We start from the raw sequence: 16,558 nt of genomic DNA, 5'->3' as shown, positions 1-16,558 counted from the left end.
TGGGAGCGGGCTTGCCCGCGATGAGGCCAGATCAGACGATGCGAAATTCAGGTGAACTCGAAGGTATCGGCATCCAGGTTCGCCGGGAACCGTGTGCGGTAGGCGGCCAGTTCGGCCGCGTCGAGCACCACCTGGAACACCCCGTCCGCCTCGCCAGCGCTGAGCAGGGTCTCGCCCTGGAAGTCCAGCACCTGGCTGTCGCCGGTATAGGCAAAGCCCTTGCCATCGGTACCCACCCGGTTCACCGCAGCGACGTAACACAGGTTCTCGATGGCCCGGGCCGGCAGCAGGCGATTCCAGTGCTGGCGGCGCGCGCCCGGCCAGTTGGCGGTGTACAGCAGCAGGTCAGTGTCCTGGGGATCGCGGCTCCACACCGGGAAGCGAAGGTCGTAGCAAATCAGCGGGCGTATGCGCCACCCCTTGAGTTCGAACTGCACTTGGCGCTCGCCAGGCGTGAAGTGATTGTGTTCGCCCGCCATGCGGAACAGGTGACGCTTGTCGTAATGCCAGACTTCGCCATCGGGTCGCGCCCACAGCAGGCGGTTGCGGTGGCTGCCATCGGCGGCCTGGACGATGATGCTGCCGGTGATCACCGCATCCAGCTTCGCCGCCTGGGTCCGCAGCCATTTGCTGGTCGGGCCGTTTTCCGCTTCGGCGAGAGTGGCCGACTCCATGGAGAAACCAGTGGTGAACATCTCCGGCAGGATGATCAGGTCCGCGCCGCGCGCCTGCTCCAGCAACAGTTCGAAGTGCTCGAGATTGGCCTGGCGGTCGTGCCAGGCCAGGGTGGTCTGGATCAGCGCCAGGTTGAGGTTGGGCAGGTTGCTCAGATCACGCATAATTTTTCCGCCGCCTCACGCAGCGTCTCCTCTCGCTTGGCAAAACACAGGCGCACCAGGCGCTGTTCCTGCGGTGGGTTCTGGTAGAACACTGACACCGGAATCGCCGCCACGCCGTGCTCACGGGTCATCCAGACAGCCATGTCGACATCGTTCAGGTCCGGGCGGATCTGCGAGTAATCGACCAGTTGGAAATACGTCCCGGTGACCCGGGTAAAGCTGAATCGCGATGGCTGCAACAGATCGCAGAACAGGTCACGCTTGGCCTGATAGAACGCCGGCAGTTGTTCGACGTGCTCCGGATGGGCCGCCATATAGTCGGCCAGCGCGTACTGCAACGGGGTTACGCCGCAAAAGCTGACGTACTGGTGCACCTTGCGCAGCTCTGCCGTGAGGGCCGGTGGCGCCACCACGTAGCCGGTCTTCCAGCCGGTGACGTGGTAGGTCTTGCCGAACGAACTGACCACAAAGGCGCGTTGATACAGCTCTTCATGGGCCAGCACGCTGACATGGGGTACGCCGTCATAAACGAGGTGCTCATAGACCTCGTCGCTGACCAGGTAGATGTCGCGGTCACGGATCAACTCGGCCAGTTGCTCCAGCTCGGCACGGGAAATCAGCGCGCCACTGGGGTTGTGCGGCGAGTTGAGGATGATCATCCGCGTCCGCGGGCTGAGCGCATCCTTAAGAGCCTGGAAGTCGATCGAGAAATCCTTCGCCGCCAGTTGCACATGCACGCAGCGCCCGCCTGCCAGGGCCACCGAGGGCTCGTAGCTGTCATAGGCCGGGTCAAAGACGATGACCTCGTCACCGCTGTGGATCACCGCCTGGATCGCGCAGAAGATCGCCTGGGTGGCACCCGGGGTGATCGTCACCTCATCCTCGGCATCGACGCTGACCCCATAGCTGCGGGCGATCTTGGCCGCCACCTGTTGGCGCAATGCCGGCAGGCCGGTCATGGGGCAATACTGGTTGTGCCCATTGGCAACATGCCACCCCAGCGCATCGCGCAGGGCTTGCGGGCCATCGAAATCGGGGAAGCCCTGGGACAGGTTGAGCGCGCCGCTCGAAGCCGCGAGCTGGGACATTTGGGTGAAGATAGTGATGCCGACATTCGGCAGCTTGCTGGTGATCATCAGTGGGCCCCTGCTGGTGAGCCATGAGTTTCAAGCGACAAGCGGCAAGTGGTCAAGCCTCAACCCAGCAGATGCAAAAAAGGGTCCTGAAGAGGACCCTTTTTCTGGTTTGAGCTACAAGCTACAAGCTCATCACTCGAAGCGGCTCACTTTTTATCGCGGCGCTTCTTGTCGGCTTTCTTGTGGTGCGACATCAAACGACGCTTCTTGTTGACCTGGCGGTCGGTGAGCGTGTTCTTCTTCGCCTCATACGGGTTCTCGCCACCCTTGAACTCGATGCGGATCGGCGTACCGACCAGCTTCAGCACACGGCGGTAAGTGTTTTCCAGGTAACGCACGTAGGAATTCGGAACCTTCTCGACCTGGTTACCGTGGATCACGATCAGCGGCGGGTTGGCACCACCCAAGTGGGCATAGCGCAGCTTGATCCGGCGGTTGTTGACCATCGGCGGCGCGTGCTCGCCCACGGCGTCTTCGAGGATCTGGGTCAGGCGGTTGGTCGGCCAGCGAGTGATCGCCGACTTGAACGAGTTCTGTACCGACTGGTACAGGTTGCCCACGCCAGTGCCGTGCAAGGCCGAGATGAAGTGGATGTCGGCGAAGTCGACGAAGAACAACCGACGCTCCAGCTCGATCTTCACGAAGTCGCGTTCCGACGACGTCATGCCGTCCCACTTGTTCAGTGCGATAACGATGGCGCGACCGGCTTCCAGGGCAAAGCCCAGCAGGTTCAGGTCGTGGTCGACCACGCCTTCACGGGCGTCCATCACAAAGATCACCACGTTGGCGTCTTTGATCGCTTGCAGGGTCTTGACCACCGAGAACTTTTCGACTTCCTCGTTGATCTTGCCGCGCTTGCGCACACCCGCGGTGTCGATCAGCGTGTACTTCTCGTCGTTACGCTCGAACGGGATGTAGATGCTGTCGCGAGTGGTGCCGGGTTCGTCATAGACGATCACCCGGTCTTCACCGAGCATGCGGTTGACCAGGGTCGACTTGCCGACGTTCGGCCGGCCGATGATAGCGATCTTGATGCCGTCTTTTTCGCTTGGACCAGGAATCCGTACCGCTTCTTCGCCTTCGGCGACGTTGGCGTTCAGATCCTCTTCTTCGGTGTCACGCGGGAAATCGGCGAGGGCGGCTTCCAGCAGGGTGTTGACACCGCGACCTTGTGCACCGGCAACGCCAATGGCGTGGCCCATGCCCAAAGGGGCAAATTCAGCGCGGGCCATTTCCGGATCGATGTTGTCGATCTTGTTGGCAACCAGCAGGGAGCGTTTGTTGCGCTTGCGCAGGTGCTCGGCAATCATCTGGTCAGCGGCGGTGAAGCCCGCCTTGGCGTCTACCAGGAACAGAACGACATCGGCTTCTTCGATGGCCAGCAGCGACTGCTCGGCCATCTTTTCGTCCATGCCGTGTTCGTCACCGGAAATACCACCGGTATCGACCAGGATATAGGAGCGCCCTTGCCACTTTGCCTCACCGTATTGGCGATCACGGGTCAGACCGGAAAGGTCGCCGACAATAGCGTCGCGGCTTTTGGTCAGGCGGTTGAACATGGTGGATTTGCCGACGTTCGGTCGGCCCACCAGGGCGATTACGGGAACCATGCGGCTCTCCACTTCGTTATTTCAGAAAATACAAAAGCCGCTGCGAGGCAGCGGCTGGTGCTCGTGTAGGAGCGAGCTTGCTCGCGAAGAACGTCACCACACCGCGTTTATCCAGACTGCACGCGTTATCGTTGACGTCCATCGCGAGCAAGCTCGCTCCTACCTATAGGTCCAGCATAGTTCTTACTTGATGGTCAGCGCTTCCAGTTTGCCGCTGTTGCCATACACATAAATCGTGTCACCCACCACCAGCGGACGGGCACGAAGGCCGTCGCTGTCGATGCGTTCACGGCCGACGAAACGGCCATCCACCTGACTCAACAGGTGCAGGTAACCTTCCAGGTCACCGACTGCAACGTAGCTGGAGAACACTTCCGGGGCCGACAGTTGACGACGGGCCAGCGAATCGTTGCTCCACAAGGCTGTGGTGGAACGTTCGTCGACGCCTTCAACGGTACCCGAAGACAGACTCACATAAACGTTGCCGAAACCTTGAGCGACACCGGCGTAGCTGGAAGCATCACGCTGCCACAGCTGACGACCGCTCTCCAGGTCCAGTGCCGCAACGCGACCCTGGTAGCTGGCGACATACAGGGTACCGCCGGACAACAGCAGGCCACCGTCGATGTCGACTACACGATCCAACTCGGAACGGCCCTGCGGGATCGCTACACGCGTTTCCCACATCGGCACGCCGTTGTTGATGTTCAGCGCCACCACTTTACCGGTCGACAGACCGGCCAGCGCCAGGCGGTTGGTCACGATCGGCGCACTGGTGCCGCGCAGGGTCAAGACCGCCGGGGTGCTGTCGTACAACCAACGCTGGTTGCCAGTGGCGGCGTCCAGACCGATCAGCCGATCGTCCTGGGTTTGCACCACGACCACATCACCGTTGTTGGCAGGCGGGGCCAGCACTTCGCTGGTGACCCGGGCACGCCACTTCTCTTCACCGTTGATGGCATCCAGGGCAATGACTTCACCCTTGAGGGTACCGACCATGACCAGCCCGTAACCCACGCCGACGGCGCCGGAAACCGGCAGCTCGAGGTCTTTCTCCCACTTGACGTCACCGTTACCGCGATCCATCGCCATGACCGTGCCATTCACGTCACCGGCATAGATGGTGTCGCCGTCGATGGCCGGCACCAGCATGTTGTAGGTTTCGCCCTGACCGTCACCGATCGAACGACTCCACTGCTTTTGCAGGACCACTTCTTCCTTGAAGTCGACCAGTTCGGCCGGTGGCAGTTCTTTTTTGCTGTTGCTGCTGCAACCCGCGGCCAGGACGGCCAGAGCCAGCAATGCTGCATGTTTCCAACGAATCACGTCACGCATCCCCTTTGGCCAGGTCGTCCAGCTTGATTTGTAGGCCACCGACCGCTGCTTCATCCGACAGCGCCGCCTTGGCTTTCTGGTATGCCGCATGGGCTTCGTCGGTACGACCCAACTGGACCAGCAGGTCACCCTTGAGTTCCTCGCGAGTAGCCAGGAATGCCTTGTCCGCGTCGCCTTCGAGCAGCTTCAGGGCTTCGTCGGTCTTGTTCTGCGCCGCCAGCACCTGGGCCAGACGCTGACGCGCCACTTCGCCCAGGGTCGGGTTGACCGGTTTGTCAGCCACGGCCTTGAGTTCGTTGGCAGCGTCGTCGAGCTTGCCGCTGTCGACCGCGACCTTGGCCACGAACAGGCGACCGTACTGCGCGTAGGCAGTACCACCGAACTCGCTGTTGAGCTTGTTGGCGAGGTCCGCGACACGGGCCGCGTCAGGCTTGCCGTCCGGGGTCAGCGTGGTTTCCAGCAATTCCTGGTAGAGCATCGAGGCGCCTTGCGACTGGTTGCTCTGATACTTCTGGAACGCCTGCCAGCCGAACACGATGACCAGCGCCAACAGGCCGCCAGTGACCAGGGGTTTACCGTTGCGCGTCCACCAGTCCTTCAAATCCGCCAGCTGTTCATCTTCGGTACTCGACACCCCAATACTCCTTATTCGCTAAATCGGCTGTTTGACAGCTTCAACCCTGCACGACGCAGGTGGCCAGGTGAGCGGCGAGCGCGTCCCAGGCAATGCTTTGTTGTTCGCCCTGGCCACGCAGGGGTTTGAAACCTACCACTTGCTGGGCCATCTCGTCGTCACCAAGGATCAGTGCGTACAGCGCACCGCTCTTGTCGGCTTTCTTGAACTGGCTTTTGAAGCTGCCAGCGCCGGCGTTCACTTGCAGGCGCAGGTTGGGCAACTGGTCACGCACCCGCTCGCTCAGGGTCAGGGCGGCCAGTTCGGCAGCCTCGCCAAAGGCGCACAGGTAGACGTCGACCTGCCGGGAAATCTCTTGCGGGATCTGCTCCAGGGTTTCCAGCAGCAACACCAGGCGCTCGATGCCCATGGCGAAACCCACGCCGGTGGTTGGCTTGCCGCCCATCTGCTCGACCAGGCCATCGTACCGGCCGCCCGCGCACACGGTGCCCTGGGCGCCGAGCTTGTCGGTGACCCATTCGAATACGGTCTTGCTGTAGTAATCCAACCCGCGCACCAGCTTGGGGTTGATCACATAAGGAATGCCGGCGGCGTCCAGACGGGCCTTGAGGCCTTCGAAGTGCGCGCGCGACTCGTCATCCAGGTAGTCGGCCATCTTCGGTGCATCGACCAGTACCGCCTGGGTATCGGCGTTCTTGGTGTCGAGCACGCGCAGCGGGTTGGTCTTCAGCCGACGCTGGCTGTCTTCGTCCAGTTGGTCCAGGCGTGCCGAGAGGTACTCGACCAGCGCCTCGCGGTAACGCCCACGGGACTCGCTGGTGCCCAGGCTGTTGAGCTCGAGCTTGACCGCATCGCGGATCCCCAACTCGCCCCACAGGCGCCAGGTCAGCACGATCAGCTCGGCATCGATGTCCGGACCGTCGAGGTTGAACACTTCGACACCGATCTGGTGGAACTGGCGATAGCGGCCTTTCTGTGGACGCTCGTGGCGGAACATCGGGCCGATGTACCAGAGTTTCTGCACCTGGCCACCGCCGGTGATGCCGTGCTCCAGCACGGCCCGGACGCAGGCTGCGGTGCCCTCGGGACGCAGGGTCAGCGAATCGCCGTTGCGGTCCTCGAAGGTGTACATCTCTTTTTCGACGATATCGGTCACTTCACCGATGGAGCGCTTGAACAGCTCGGTGAACTCGACGATCGGCATGCGGATCTGCTTGTAACCGTAGTTATCCAGCAGACGCGAAACAGTGCCTTCGAAATGACGCCACAGCGGGGTCTGTTCGGGCAGGATGTCGTTCATGCCACGGATGGCTTGCAGAGACTTGCTCACAAAAATTCCTTAATTCGTTTGATCAGCCGCGAGCGATCAGCGCTGCGTCGGCTTCGACCTTTTCGGCCGCTTTCTGGCGGATCAGCCGTTCCAGCTCATCCACCAGATTGTCATTCGTCAGTTTCTGCGCCGGCTTGCCGTCGATGTAGATCAGGTTCGGCGTGCCGCCAGTAAGGCCGATATGGGCCTCCTTGGCTTCGCCAGGACCGTTGACCACACAGCCGATGACCGCGACATCCAGCGGCACCAGCAGATCTTCGAGGCGCCCTTCCAGCTCGTTCATGGTCTTGACCACATCGAAGTTCTGCCGCGAGCAGCTCGGGCAGGCGATGAAGTTGATGCCACGGGAACGCAGGTGCAGGGACTTGAGGATGTCGTAGCCGACTTTCACTTCCTCGACCGGATCAGCCGCCAGCGAGATGCGGATAGTATCGCCAATCCCTTCGGCGAGCAGCATACCGAGGCCCACCGCGGATTTCACTGTGCCTGAACGCAATCCACCGGCCTCGGTGATGCCCAGGTGCAACGGCTGGACGATTTCCTTGGCCAGCAGGCGGTAGGCTTCGACGGCCATGAACACGTCGGAGGCCTTCACGCTGACCTTGAAGTCCTGGAAATTCAGGCGTTCAAGGTGCTCGACGTGGCGCAAGGCCGACTCCACCAGCGCCGCCGGCGTTGGCTCGCCGTATTTCTTTTGCAGGTCTTTTTCCAGGGAACCGGCGTTGACCCCGATGCGGATCGGGATCCCACGGTCGCGGGCGGCATCGACCACCGCACGCACGCGATCTTCACGACCGATGTTGCCCGGGTTGATCCGCAGGCAATCGACACCCAGTTCAGCGACCCGCAAGGCGATCTTGTAGTCGAAGTGAATGTCGGCCACCAGCGGCACCTTCACCAACTGCTTGATCCGACCGAAGGCTTCCGCAGCGTCCATGTCCGGGACGGAAACCCGCACGATGTCGACGCCAGCGGCTTCCAGACGGTTGATCTGGGCCACGGTGGCAGCAACATCGTTGGTGTCGCTGTTGGTCATGCTCTGCACAGCGATAGGCGCATCACCGCCCACCGGTACCGAACCGACCCAGATCTTGCGGGATTCGCGACGTTTGATTGGAGATTCGCCGTGCATGACTTATTGACCCAACTTCAGGCGAGCAGTCTCGCCACTGGTGAACGGAGCTACATCGACTGCTTGCCCGTTGTAGCTGACTTGCGCGCCGCGGGCAAAGCCCAGGCGGACAGCAAAGGGTGGCTTGCCGCTGACATCGACGGTCTCGCCCTTGCGTTTCAGACCGCTGAACAGCACTTTGCCGTTGCCGTCGGAGACCTGCGTCCAGCAGTCGGACACGTACTGGATACGGACCTGGCCAGAGCCGGCCACCGGCGCGGTTGCCACCGGGGCAGGCGCTACCGGCGCACTGACCACGGGTGCCGGGGCCACGGGAGCAACCGGGGCGACAGGTGCCGCAGGGGTGACTGGCGTCGCAACCACAGGCGCAGCAGGCGTCGCCGCCGGGACCTGGGTAGTTTGCGCGGCTGGGGCCTCGGAGGCACCTTCAGGCAAGGCCAGTGGAGTGGTGCTTTCGGTCTGGGCTTGGACGACGGCCTGGTCTTCCGGCTCGTCCAGCGGATGGATCTGGGTAGTGCCGTCGGCGCCTTCGACTTCGACGTGCTCGGGGTTCAGGCCGATCAAGTCCTTGGTGCGCAGCGAGGTTTGATCCTGCCACCAGACAAAACCGCCGCCCACGACCGCAATCAGCAACAGCAGGCTGACAATGCGCAGGATGGTATGGGAAATACGGCTGGGCTCCTCGATACGTCCCAGGCTATGGACGTTGCTGCCCTGGGCGTCGGTGCCGGTGTGCTGGTCGAATTGCTGAACCAGGACGGCCTGGTCCATGCCGAGCAATTTGGCATAGGTACGGATATAGCCGCGGGCAAAGGTATGCCCTGGCAACTTGTCGAACGCGCCAGCTTCCAGGTTACCCAGGGAAATCACGGTGAGATTGAGCTTTACCGCTACTTCAGCCAACGACCAACCATTGCTTTCGCGGCCCTGACGCAAGGTCTCTCCGGGGTTTACGCGAGTCGCTGCTACAACTTCGGGATGCGCCGCTTTCATCATTGCTCCGACAGGTATTGCTGATATTCCGGCGTACCGGGATAGAGTCGTTTTAATTGCAGGCCCAGACTGGCAGCCTTGTCGCGATCTTCGAACACACTGGCCAGCCGAACGCCGAGCCATAGACTACGTGCATTTTGCTCGGCGAGCAGGCTAAAACGGTCGTAATAGTCACGCGAGGGCACATAATGCCTGTCTTCGAAGGACAACTCAGCCATTTCCAGCAAAGCCCGCGGTTGCTGGCGGTTCAGGCGCAGGGCTTTTTCCAGCTGTTGCCGGGCCAGATCACGCTGACCGAGCATCGCGGCCGTCATGCCGAGGTTCTCGAAGACCCGCGAACGTTCAGGATAAAGGCTATCGGCAGCGGCCTGTTGAAAGCGCTCGTAGGCTTCTTTGTAGCGTTTCTCTTCATAGAGAAAACTGCCGAAGTTATTGAGGATACGCGCATCGCCCGGGCGGGCCGCGAGGGCCTTGCGAAAGTGCTGCTCGGCCAGTTCCGGTTCCATTTCTGCCTGGAACACCAGGCCCAGGGCGGCGTTGGCATCGGCGTCACTGCTGTCGAGCTCGAGGGCTTTGCGCAGCGGGACTTTCGCCTGCTCGGTCATGCCCTGGCGCAGGTAGCCCATGCCCAGTTGCACATAGGCACCTCGCGCCTCGTCACGGCCCTTGCTGGTCTTCATTGGATCGAAATCACCCGATGAGACGCAGCCAGCCGAGAGGCTGGCCAACAGCAGGAGCAGCGCAACGCGCAGGGACATAGAGATCCTCTCTTAGGTACGATTCGCAGCGTCTTGCGCCAGATCGCTGTCGGCGTTCAATTCCCGCACAGCGATGTAACGTTCGCTACGGCGGGTGCGATCCAGCACCTGCCCGACCAATTGACCACAGGCGGCATCGATGTCTTCGCCGCGGGTGGTGCGCACCGTGACGTTGAAGCCAGCGTGGTGCAGTTGGTCCTGGAAACGCCGGATAGCGTTGTTGCTCGGCCGCTCGTAACCGGAGTGCGGGAACGGGTTGAACGGGATCAGGTTGATCTTGCACGGGATGTTCTTGAGCAACTCGATCATTTCCACCGCGTGCTCGACCTTGTCATTGATGTCTTTGAGCAAGGTGTACTCGATGGTCAGCACACGTTTTTCGCCCAGGGACGACATGTAGCGCTGGCACGACTCGAGGAGCATCTTAAGTGGATACTTCTTGTTGATCGGCACCAATTGGTTACGCAATGCGTCATTGGGTGCGTGCAGCGACAACGCCAGGGATACGTCGATGTGCTTGGACAGCTCGTCGATCATCGGCACCACACCGGAGGTCGACAGGGTCACGCGGCGCTTGGAAATGCCGTAGCCCAGGTCGTCCATCATCAGGTGCATGGCGGCGATGACGTTGTCGAAGTTCAGCAGCGGCTCACCCATGCCCATCATCACCACGTTGGTGATGGCACGGTCGGCGGTCGCCGGGATGCTGCCAAACGATTTATTGGCAATCCACACCTGGCCGATGACTTCGGCGGCGGTGAGGTTGCTATTGAAGCCTTGCTTGCCGGTGGAGCAGAAACTGCAATCCAGGGCAAAGCCTGCCTGGGACGAAACGCACAAGGTGCCGCGTTTGCCCTGGGGAATGTAAACGGTCTCGACACAGCTGCCGGACGCCACGCGCACCACCCACTTACGGGTGCCATCGCTGGAAATGTCCTCGCTGACCACTTCGGGACCACGGACTTCAGCAATGACCTTGAGCTTGTCGCGCAGGGCCTTGCTGACGTTCGTCATGGCGTCGAAATCGTCGACGCCAAAGTGGTGAATCCATTTCATTACCTGACCGGCACGGAAACGCTTCTCCCCGATTGAGTCGAAGAATTTTTCCATTTCCAGCTGAGTCAGACCCAGCAGGTTAGTTTTAACAGTCGATGTAGTCATGGATTCACCTTCACTCTTAAGCCAATGCTTAGCGAGTGGTTACTTCAGTAGCTGCGAAGAAGTACGAGATTTCGCGAGCAGCAGCGGCTTCGGAGTCCGAACCGTGTACAGCGTTGGCGTCGATGGAGTCAGCGAAGTCAGCGCGGATGGTGCCGGCAGCAGCTTCTTTAGGGTTGGTAGCGCCCATCAGCTCACGGTTCAGAGCGATAGCGTTTTCGCCTTCCAGAACCTGTACAACAACCGGGCCGGAGATCATGAAAGCAACCAGGTCGCCGAAGAAACCACGAGCGCTGTGCTCAGCGTAGAAGCCTTCGGCTTCAGCTTTGGACAGTTGCTTGAGTTTCGAAGCTACAACGCGCAGGCCAGCTTTTTCGAAACGAGTGGTGATCTCGCCGATAACGTTTTTTGCAACAGCGTCAGGCTTGATGATGGAGAAAGTACGTTGAACAGCCATGGTGTAACTCCAGAAACAGTAATTTGCGAAAAATTAAACCCGCGAATTATACGCGGGTTCTTGGGTATTGCCTAACCTGCGGGGACGATCAGTCCAATTCTTCAGCCCAGAGCGTCTGAACCGCTTCCAACACCTTCTCGCCAACACGACCAGAGGTATTGTCAAAATCCGGCAGCTCTTTGATCCATTGCTGCAGATCGACGAAATTGACAGAAAACGGGTCTACGCCCGGCTTGGCCTCGGCCAACTCTTCTGCAATGCGTTGAACATCATTCCAACCGTAGCTCATGACAGTCTTACCAGTCAGTGCGGCGCTTCAGCCGCATGGTTAAGCGAATATTTCGGGATTTCGACGGTGATGTCTTCTTCACCCACTATAGCCTGACAGGCCAGGCGGGACACAGGCTCCAGACCCCAGGCCCGATCAAGATAGTCCTCTTCCAGCTCGTCGGCCTCTTCCAGCGAGTCAAAACCCTCACGAATCAGGCAGTGACACGTAGTGCAAGCACAGACGCCGCCGCAGGCGCTTTCCATCTCGATGTGGTGTTCGTGGGCCAGTTCGAGAATAGAGGTGCCGGGCTCAGCCTCGACAACCATGCCGTCCGGGCAGAACTTCTCGTGTGGCAGAAAAATGACCTGCGGCATCAGATATCCTCGATTTCATTCAGATTGCGCCCCGACAGAGCGGCTTTCACCGTCTGATCCATGCGACGGGCTGCAAAAGCATCGGTCACTTGCGACAGACGCTTGGTCTGCTGCTCGATGGCGTAACCATCAGTACCTTTCATCAGTTCGATCAGTTCCTGCACCTGCAGGTCGATAACCATGCGCTCTTCGGCGTCGAGCAAGCGCTCGCCATCAGCCTCCAGGGCGCCCTGCACCGCCTCGACCAGGCGCTGGGCATCAACTTGCTGCTCGCGCAGGACGCGGGCGACCTTGTCGTCATTGGCGTGTTGGAACGAATCCTTGAGCATGCGGGCAATTTCGCCGTCAGTCAGGCCGTAGGACGGCTTGACCTGGATGCTCGCCTCGACGCCCGAACCCAGCTCGCGCGCCGAAACGCTGAGCAGGCCGTCGGCGTCGACCTGGAAGGTCACACGAATCTTCGCTGCACCGGCAACCATGGCCGGAATCCCGCGTAATTCAAAACGCGCCAGGGAGCGGCAATCGCTGATTAGCTCACGCTCGCCCTGCAGCACGTGAATCATCATGGCCGACTGGCCGTCTTTGTAAGTGGTGAAGTCCTGGGCGCGCGCCACCGGGATCGTGGTGTTGCGTGGAATCACCTTCTCCATCAGGCCGCCCATGGTTTCCAGCCCCAGGGACAACGGAATCACGTCGAGCAGGAGCAGTTCGCCACCGTCACGCTTGTTGCCCGCCAGGGTATCGGCCTGGATCGCAGCACCAATGGCCACCACTTGATCCGGATCGATTTCCGTCAGCGGCTGGCGACCAAACGCTTCAGCGACAGCCTCACGCACCCGCGGCACACGGGTGGAACCACCGACCATGACCACTGCGTGCACGTCGTCCAGCTCGATGCCGGAGTCACGCACGGCACGACGGCAGGCCTTGAGGCTGCGCGCGACCATTGGCTCGATCAGCGCATCAAAGGCTTCACGGGTCAGCTCGGCTTTCCAGGCACCATGGACCACTTCGACCGACGCGGCATTGGTCAACGCTTCCTTGGCCGCGCAGGCGGTTTGCAACAGTTGACGCTGCGCGCCCGGATCGAGGTCGGCGGACAAGCCGGCGCTCTCGATGATCCAACCCGCAATCGCGTGGTCAAAATCGTCGCCACCCAGGGCGCTGTCGCCGCCGGTAGCCAGGACCTCAAACACACCGCCGGTCAGGCGCAGAATCGAAATATCGAAGGTGCCGCCGCCTAGGTCATAGATAGCGACCAGGCCTTCGGCGTGCTGGTCCAGCCCGTAGGCGACCGCCGCAGCCGTTGGCTCATTGAGCAAGCGCAGCACGTTCAGGCCGGCCAGCTTGGCCGCATCCTTGGTGGCTTGACGCTGGGCATCGTCGAAGTAGGCCGGAACCGTGATCACGGCGCCCACCAGCTCACCACCCAACGCCGCTTCAGCGCGCTGACGCAGGACCTTGAGGATGTCGGCGGAGACTTCGACCGGGCTTTTCGGCCCTTGAACAGTGTCGATGAACGGCATGTGCGACTCGCCACCGACAAAGCGGTACGGCAGTTGCTCGCCCAGCTGCTTGACGTCGGACAGACCACGACCCATCAAGCGCTTGACCGACAGCACCGTGTTCAACGGGTCGGTAGCAGCAGCCAGTCTGGCGGACTCGCCCACTTCGACGCGATCTGCGTGATAGCGCACGGCAGACGGCAGGATGACCTGCCCGTCAGCATCGGCCAGCGGCTCGGAAAGACCACTGCGCAACGCAGCGACCAGCGAATTGGTAGTGCCCAAGTCGATCCCCACAGCCAGACGACGCTGGTGCGGTTGAGGACTTTGGCCGGGTTCGGCGATCTGCAGTAGGGCCATCGTTATCAGGACTTATCTGTATATCAGGCGTGCGACCGAGGCGGCACTGGGTTAATCGTCGAGGCGCTCTTCTAACTGGCGCACTTCGTAGGTGAGCTTGTCGAGGAACTGCATGCGCCGCATCAGGCGTTCGGCCTGTTCGCGTTGCGCGGCATCGTTCCAGCAAGCTGCGAAGCTTTGGTTCAGTTCTTCCTGGGCGACCTTCAGGCGGCGCTTGAATACCGCAACCCCGGCCAGGTCGGCACTGTCTTGCAGGTCTTCGAGCTCTTCGCGCCATTGCATCTGCTGCAGAAGAAATTCCGGATCATGCACCGTGACCTCCAGCGGCAACTCACCACCACCCATGGCGAGCAGGTAACGCGCGCGTTTGGGGGGACTCTTGAGCGTCTGGTAGGCCTCGTTGAGGCTCGCGGATTGCTCTAGCGCCAGCCGTTGCTCACGCTCGGAAGCATCAGCAAAGCGGTCCGGATGAACGCCGCGCGCCAACTCACGGTAGCGCGTAGCCAGCTGGTCGAGGTCCAGGTTGAAGCTCGGTTGCAGCTCAAATAAAGCGAAATGACAAGGAGTACCCACGACAAGCCTCAGATGTTGAAGCTTTCGCCGCAGCCACATTCACCGCGTACGTTGGGATTGTTGAACTTGAAGCCTTCGTTCAACCCTTCCTTGACGAAATCGAGTTCGGTGCCGTCCAGGTAGGCCAGGCTTTTCGGGTCGATGATCACTTTCTCGCCGTGACTTTCGAACACCTGATCCTCTGCCACCACTTCGTCGACAAACTCCAGCACGTAGGCAAGGCCGGAACAGCCCGTGGTGCGAACACCCAGGCGAATCCCCTCACCTTTGCCGCGCCCGTCGAGGGAGCGTCGCACGTGTCGAGCAGCCGCTTCTGTCATGCTGATAGCCATCGTTGACTCCTTACTCGTCGCCAAAACCTGAAAGTCAGATCAAGCCTTTTTTCTGCTTGTAGTCGCGAACAGCTGCCTTGATGGCGTCTTCAGCGAGTACCGAGCAGTGGATTTTCACTGGCGGCAGGGCCAGTTCTTCAGCCAGCTGAGTGTTCTTGATGGTCTCGGCTTCATCCAGGGTCTTGCCCTTCATCCACTCGGTAGCCAGGGAGCTGGAAGCAATGGCGGAACCGCAGCCGTAGGTCTTGAACTTGGCGTCTTCGATGATGCCTTGCTCGTTGACCTTGATCTGCAGGCGCATCACGTCGCCGCACGCTGGGGCGCCGACCATGCCGGTGCCGACATCAGGATCTTCCGCGTCCATCTTGCCGACGTTGCGCGGGTTCTCGTAGTGGTCGATGACCTTTTCGCTGTAAGCCATGATTCTTAATCCTCACTCATCAGAGAGTCGCTCTTTGGGCCCTGCAAACCGAAATTTCAAGACAGGACCCGTGTGCGGCGACTTATATATCAGTGTGCCGCCCACTCGATCTTCGAAATGTCGACGCCGTCTTTGTACATGTCCCACAGCGGCGACAGAGCGCGCAGCTTGGTAACGGCCTCGCAGACTTTCTGCGCGGCGTAATCGATTTCTTCTTCGGTGGTGAAGCGGCCGAAGGTGAAGCGGATCGAGCTGTGTGCCAGTTCGTCGTTGCGGCCCAGGGCGCGCAGTACGTACGAAGGCTCAAGCGAAGCCGAGGTGCAGGCCGAACCGGAGGAAACCGCCAGGTCCTTGAGCGCCATGATCAGCGATTCGCCTTCAACGTAGTTGAAGCTCAGGTTCAGGTTGTGCGGAACGCGGGCGGTCAGGCTGCCGTTGACGTACAGCTCTTCCAGATGCTCGACCTGCTTGTAGAAGCGGTCGCTCAGGGCCTTGATGCGCACGTTCTCGGCAACCATGTCTTCCTTGGCTACGCGGAAGGCTTCGCCCATGCCGACGATCTGGTGAGTGGCCAGGGTGCCGGAGCGCATGCCACGCTCATGACCGCCACCGTGCATGGTCGCTTCGATGCGCACACGCGGCTTGCGGCTCACGTACAGTGCGCCGATGCCTTTAGGGCCGTAGGTCTTGTGGGCGGAGAACGACATCATGTCGACTTTCAGCTTCTGCAGGTCGATTTCGACCTTGCCAGTGGACTGTGCGGCGTCGACGTGGAACAGGATGCCCTTGGAACGGAGCAACTCACCGATGGCGGCGATGTCGTTGATGGTGCCGATTTCGTTGTTCACATGCATGACCGAAACCAGGATGGTGTCGTCACGCAGTGCAGCTTCGATCATTTCCGGAGTCACCAGACCATCGGTGCGCGGCTCGAGGTAGGTCACTTCGAAACCTTCACGCTCCAGTTGGCGCATGGTGTCGAGGACAGCCTTGTGCTCAATCTTGGTGGTGATCAGGTGCTTGCCTTTGGTGGCATAGAAATGTGCCGCACCCTTGATTGCCAGGTTGTCGGACTCGGTGGCACCGGAGGTCCAGACGATTTCACGCGGGTCGGCGTTGACCAGGTCGGCGACCTGGCGACGAGCGTTCTCGACCGATTCTTCGGCTTTCCAGCCGAACACGTGGGAGCGGGACGCCGGGTTACCGAAGTTTCCGTCGACCAGCAGGCATTCACTCATCTTTTGCGCGACACGCGGATCAACCGGGGTGGTCGCAGAGTAATCAAGGTAAATCGGCAATTTCATGGACTATCTCCTAAATCAGGCTGGCTGGCGTGCCGC

The 16,558-nt window shown here is 60.5% G+C and carries 18 protein-coding genes; all 18 read right to left on the bottom strand.

The window, feature by feature from the left end; genetic code table 11:
• Positions 1-47: 47 nt before the first annotated feature.
• A complete protein-coding gene (locus ACIOVD_RS03850) occupies positions 48-839 on the bottom strand; it encodes an amidohydrolase (protein WP_095166032.1) in 792 nt (263 codons plus the stop codon).
• Positions 827-1,975 (bottom strand): pyridoxal phosphate-dependent aminotransferase, encoded by a 1,149-nt coding sequence (locus ACIOVD_RS03845; protein ID WP_095166034.1) that lies wholly within the window; start codon positions 1,973-1,975, stop codon positions 827-829. Before ACIOVD_RS03845 ends, ACIOVD_RS03850 begins: the two co-directional genes overlap by 13 nt.
• Before the next feature lie 146 nt (positions 1,976-2,121).
• Positions 2,122-3,585, bottom strand: coding sequence for a ribosome biogenesis GTPase Der (gene der, locus ACIOVD_RS03840; RefSeq protein WP_095166035.1), 1,464 nt, complete (start codon positions 3,583-3,585; stop codon positions 2,122-2,124).
• A 183-nt stretch (positions 3,586-3,768) separates the two neighbouring features.
• Positions 3,769-4,920: an outer membrane protein assembly factor BamB gene (gene bamB / locus ACIOVD_RS03835; protein WP_095166036.1), complete on the bottom strand. Its 1,152-nt coding sequence runs from the start codon at positions 4,918-4,920 to the stop codon at positions 3,769-3,771.
• The gene (locus ACIOVD_RS03830) at positions 4,913-5,554 is read right to left on the bottom strand and encodes a tetratricopeptide repeat protein (protein ID WP_095166039.1); all 642 of its coding nucleotides are present in this window, start codon (positions 5,552-5,554) and stop codon (positions 4,913-4,915) included. The genes bamB and ACIOVD_RS03830 overlap by 8 nt, the downstream gene beginning before the upstream one ends.
• Before the next feature lie 40 nt (positions 5,555-5,594).
• A complete protein-coding gene (gene hisS / locus ACIOVD_RS03825) occupies positions 5,595-6,884 on the bottom strand; it encodes a histidine--tRNA ligase (RefSeq protein ID WP_095166040.1) in 1,290 nt (429 codons plus the stop codon).
• 22 nt (positions 6,885-6,906) lie between these two features.
• The gene (gene ispG, locus ACIOVD_RS03820; protein WP_095166042.1) at positions 6,907-8,016 is read right to left on the bottom strand and encodes a flavodoxin-dependent (E)-4-hydroxy-3-methylbut-2-enyl-diphosphate synthase; all 1,110 of its coding nucleotides are present in this window, start codon (positions 8,014-8,016) and stop codon (positions 6,907-6,909) included.
• 3 nt (positions 8,017-8,019) lie between these two features.
• Complete coding sequence (locus ACIOVD_RS03815) at positions 8,020-9,009, bottom strand: RodZ domain-containing protein (RefSeq protein WP_401126231.1); 990 nt, start codon at positions 9,007-9,009, stop codon at positions 8,020-8,022.
• Positions 9,009-9,767: a type IV pilus biogenesis/stability protein PilW gene (gene pilW, locus ACIOVD_RS03810; RefSeq protein ID WP_401126229.1), complete on the bottom strand. Its 759-nt coding sequence runs from the start codon at positions 9,765-9,767 to the stop codon at positions 9,009-9,011. Before pilW ends, ACIOVD_RS03815 begins: the two co-directional genes overlap by 1 nt.
• A 12-nt stretch (positions 9,768-9,779) precedes the next feature.
• The gene (rlmN, locus tag ACIOVD_RS03805) at positions 9,780-10,928 is read right to left on the bottom strand and encodes a 23S rRNA (adenine(2503)-C(2))-methyltransferase RlmN (RefSeq protein WP_401126227.1); all 1,149 of its coding nucleotides are present in this window, start codon (positions 10,926-10,928) and stop codon (positions 9,780-9,782) included.
• A gap of 28 nt (positions 10,929-10,956) precedes the next feature.
• Entirely contained in the window at positions 10,957-11,382 is a 426-nt protein-coding gene (gene ndk / locus ACIOVD_RS03800; RefSeq protein WP_007916882.1) for a nucleoside-diphosphate kinase, read from the bottom strand.
• 88 nt (positions 11,383-11,470) lie between these two features.
• Complete coding sequence (iscX, locus tag ACIOVD_RS03795) at positions 11,471-11,671, bottom strand: Fe-S cluster assembly protein IscX (RefSeq protein ID WP_008084655.1); 201 nt, start codon at positions 11,669-11,671, stop codon at positions 11,471-11,473.
• A gap of 14 nt (positions 11,672-11,685) precedes the next feature.
• Positions 11,686-12,027, bottom strand: coding sequence for an ISC system 2Fe-2S type ferredoxin (fdx, locus tag ACIOVD_RS03790; protein WP_095166049.1), 342 nt, complete (start codon positions 12,025-12,027; stop codon positions 11,686-11,688).
• Positions 12,027-13,892, bottom strand: coding sequence for a Fe-S protein assembly chaperone HscA (gene hscA / locus ACIOVD_RS03785; RefSeq protein ID WP_401126224.1), 1,866 nt, complete (start codon positions 13,890-13,892; stop codon positions 12,027-12,029). Before hscA ends, fdx begins: the two co-directional genes overlap by 1 nt.
• Before the next feature lie 51 nt (positions 13,893-13,943).
• Positions 13,944-14,465 carry a co-chaperone HscB gene (gene hscB / locus ACIOVD_RS03780; RefSeq protein ID WP_166593057.1) on the bottom strand — a complete coding sequence of 174 codons (522 nt, stop codon included), beginning with the start codon at positions 14,463-14,465 and terminating at the stop codon, positions 13,944-13,946.
• Positions 14,466-14,473: 8 nt separating this feature from the next.
• A complete protein-coding gene (gene iscA, locus ACIOVD_RS03775) occupies positions 14,474-14,797 on the bottom strand; it encodes an iron-sulfur cluster assembly protein IscA (protein WP_003227904.1) in 324 nt (107 codons plus the stop codon).
• Between the two features lie 34 nt (positions 14,798-14,831).
• Entirely contained in the window at positions 14,832-15,218 is a 387-nt protein-coding gene (gene iscU, locus ACIOVD_RS03770) for a Fe-S cluster assembly scaffold IscU (RefSeq protein WP_003443374.1), read from the bottom strand.
• Between the two features lie 89 nt (positions 15,219-15,307).
• Positions 15,308-16,522: an IscS subfamily cysteine desulfurase gene (locus ACIOVD_RS03765; protein ID WP_095166053.1), complete on the bottom strand. Its 1,215-nt coding sequence runs from the start codon at positions 16,520-16,522 to the stop codon at positions 15,308-15,310.
• Between the last annotated feature and the right edge of the window lie 36 nt (positions 16,523-16,558).

Source organism: Pseudomonas sp. NPDC087626, assembly GCF_044743405.1.
In the GTDB taxonomy this organism is placed as follows: domain Bacteria; phylum Pseudomonadota; class Gammaproteobacteria; order Pseudomonadales; family Pseudomonadaceae; genus Aquipseudomonas.
The sequence above is the reverse complement of the archived record's forward strand: the minus strand, read 5'-3'. Positions and strand labels throughout refer to the sequence as shown.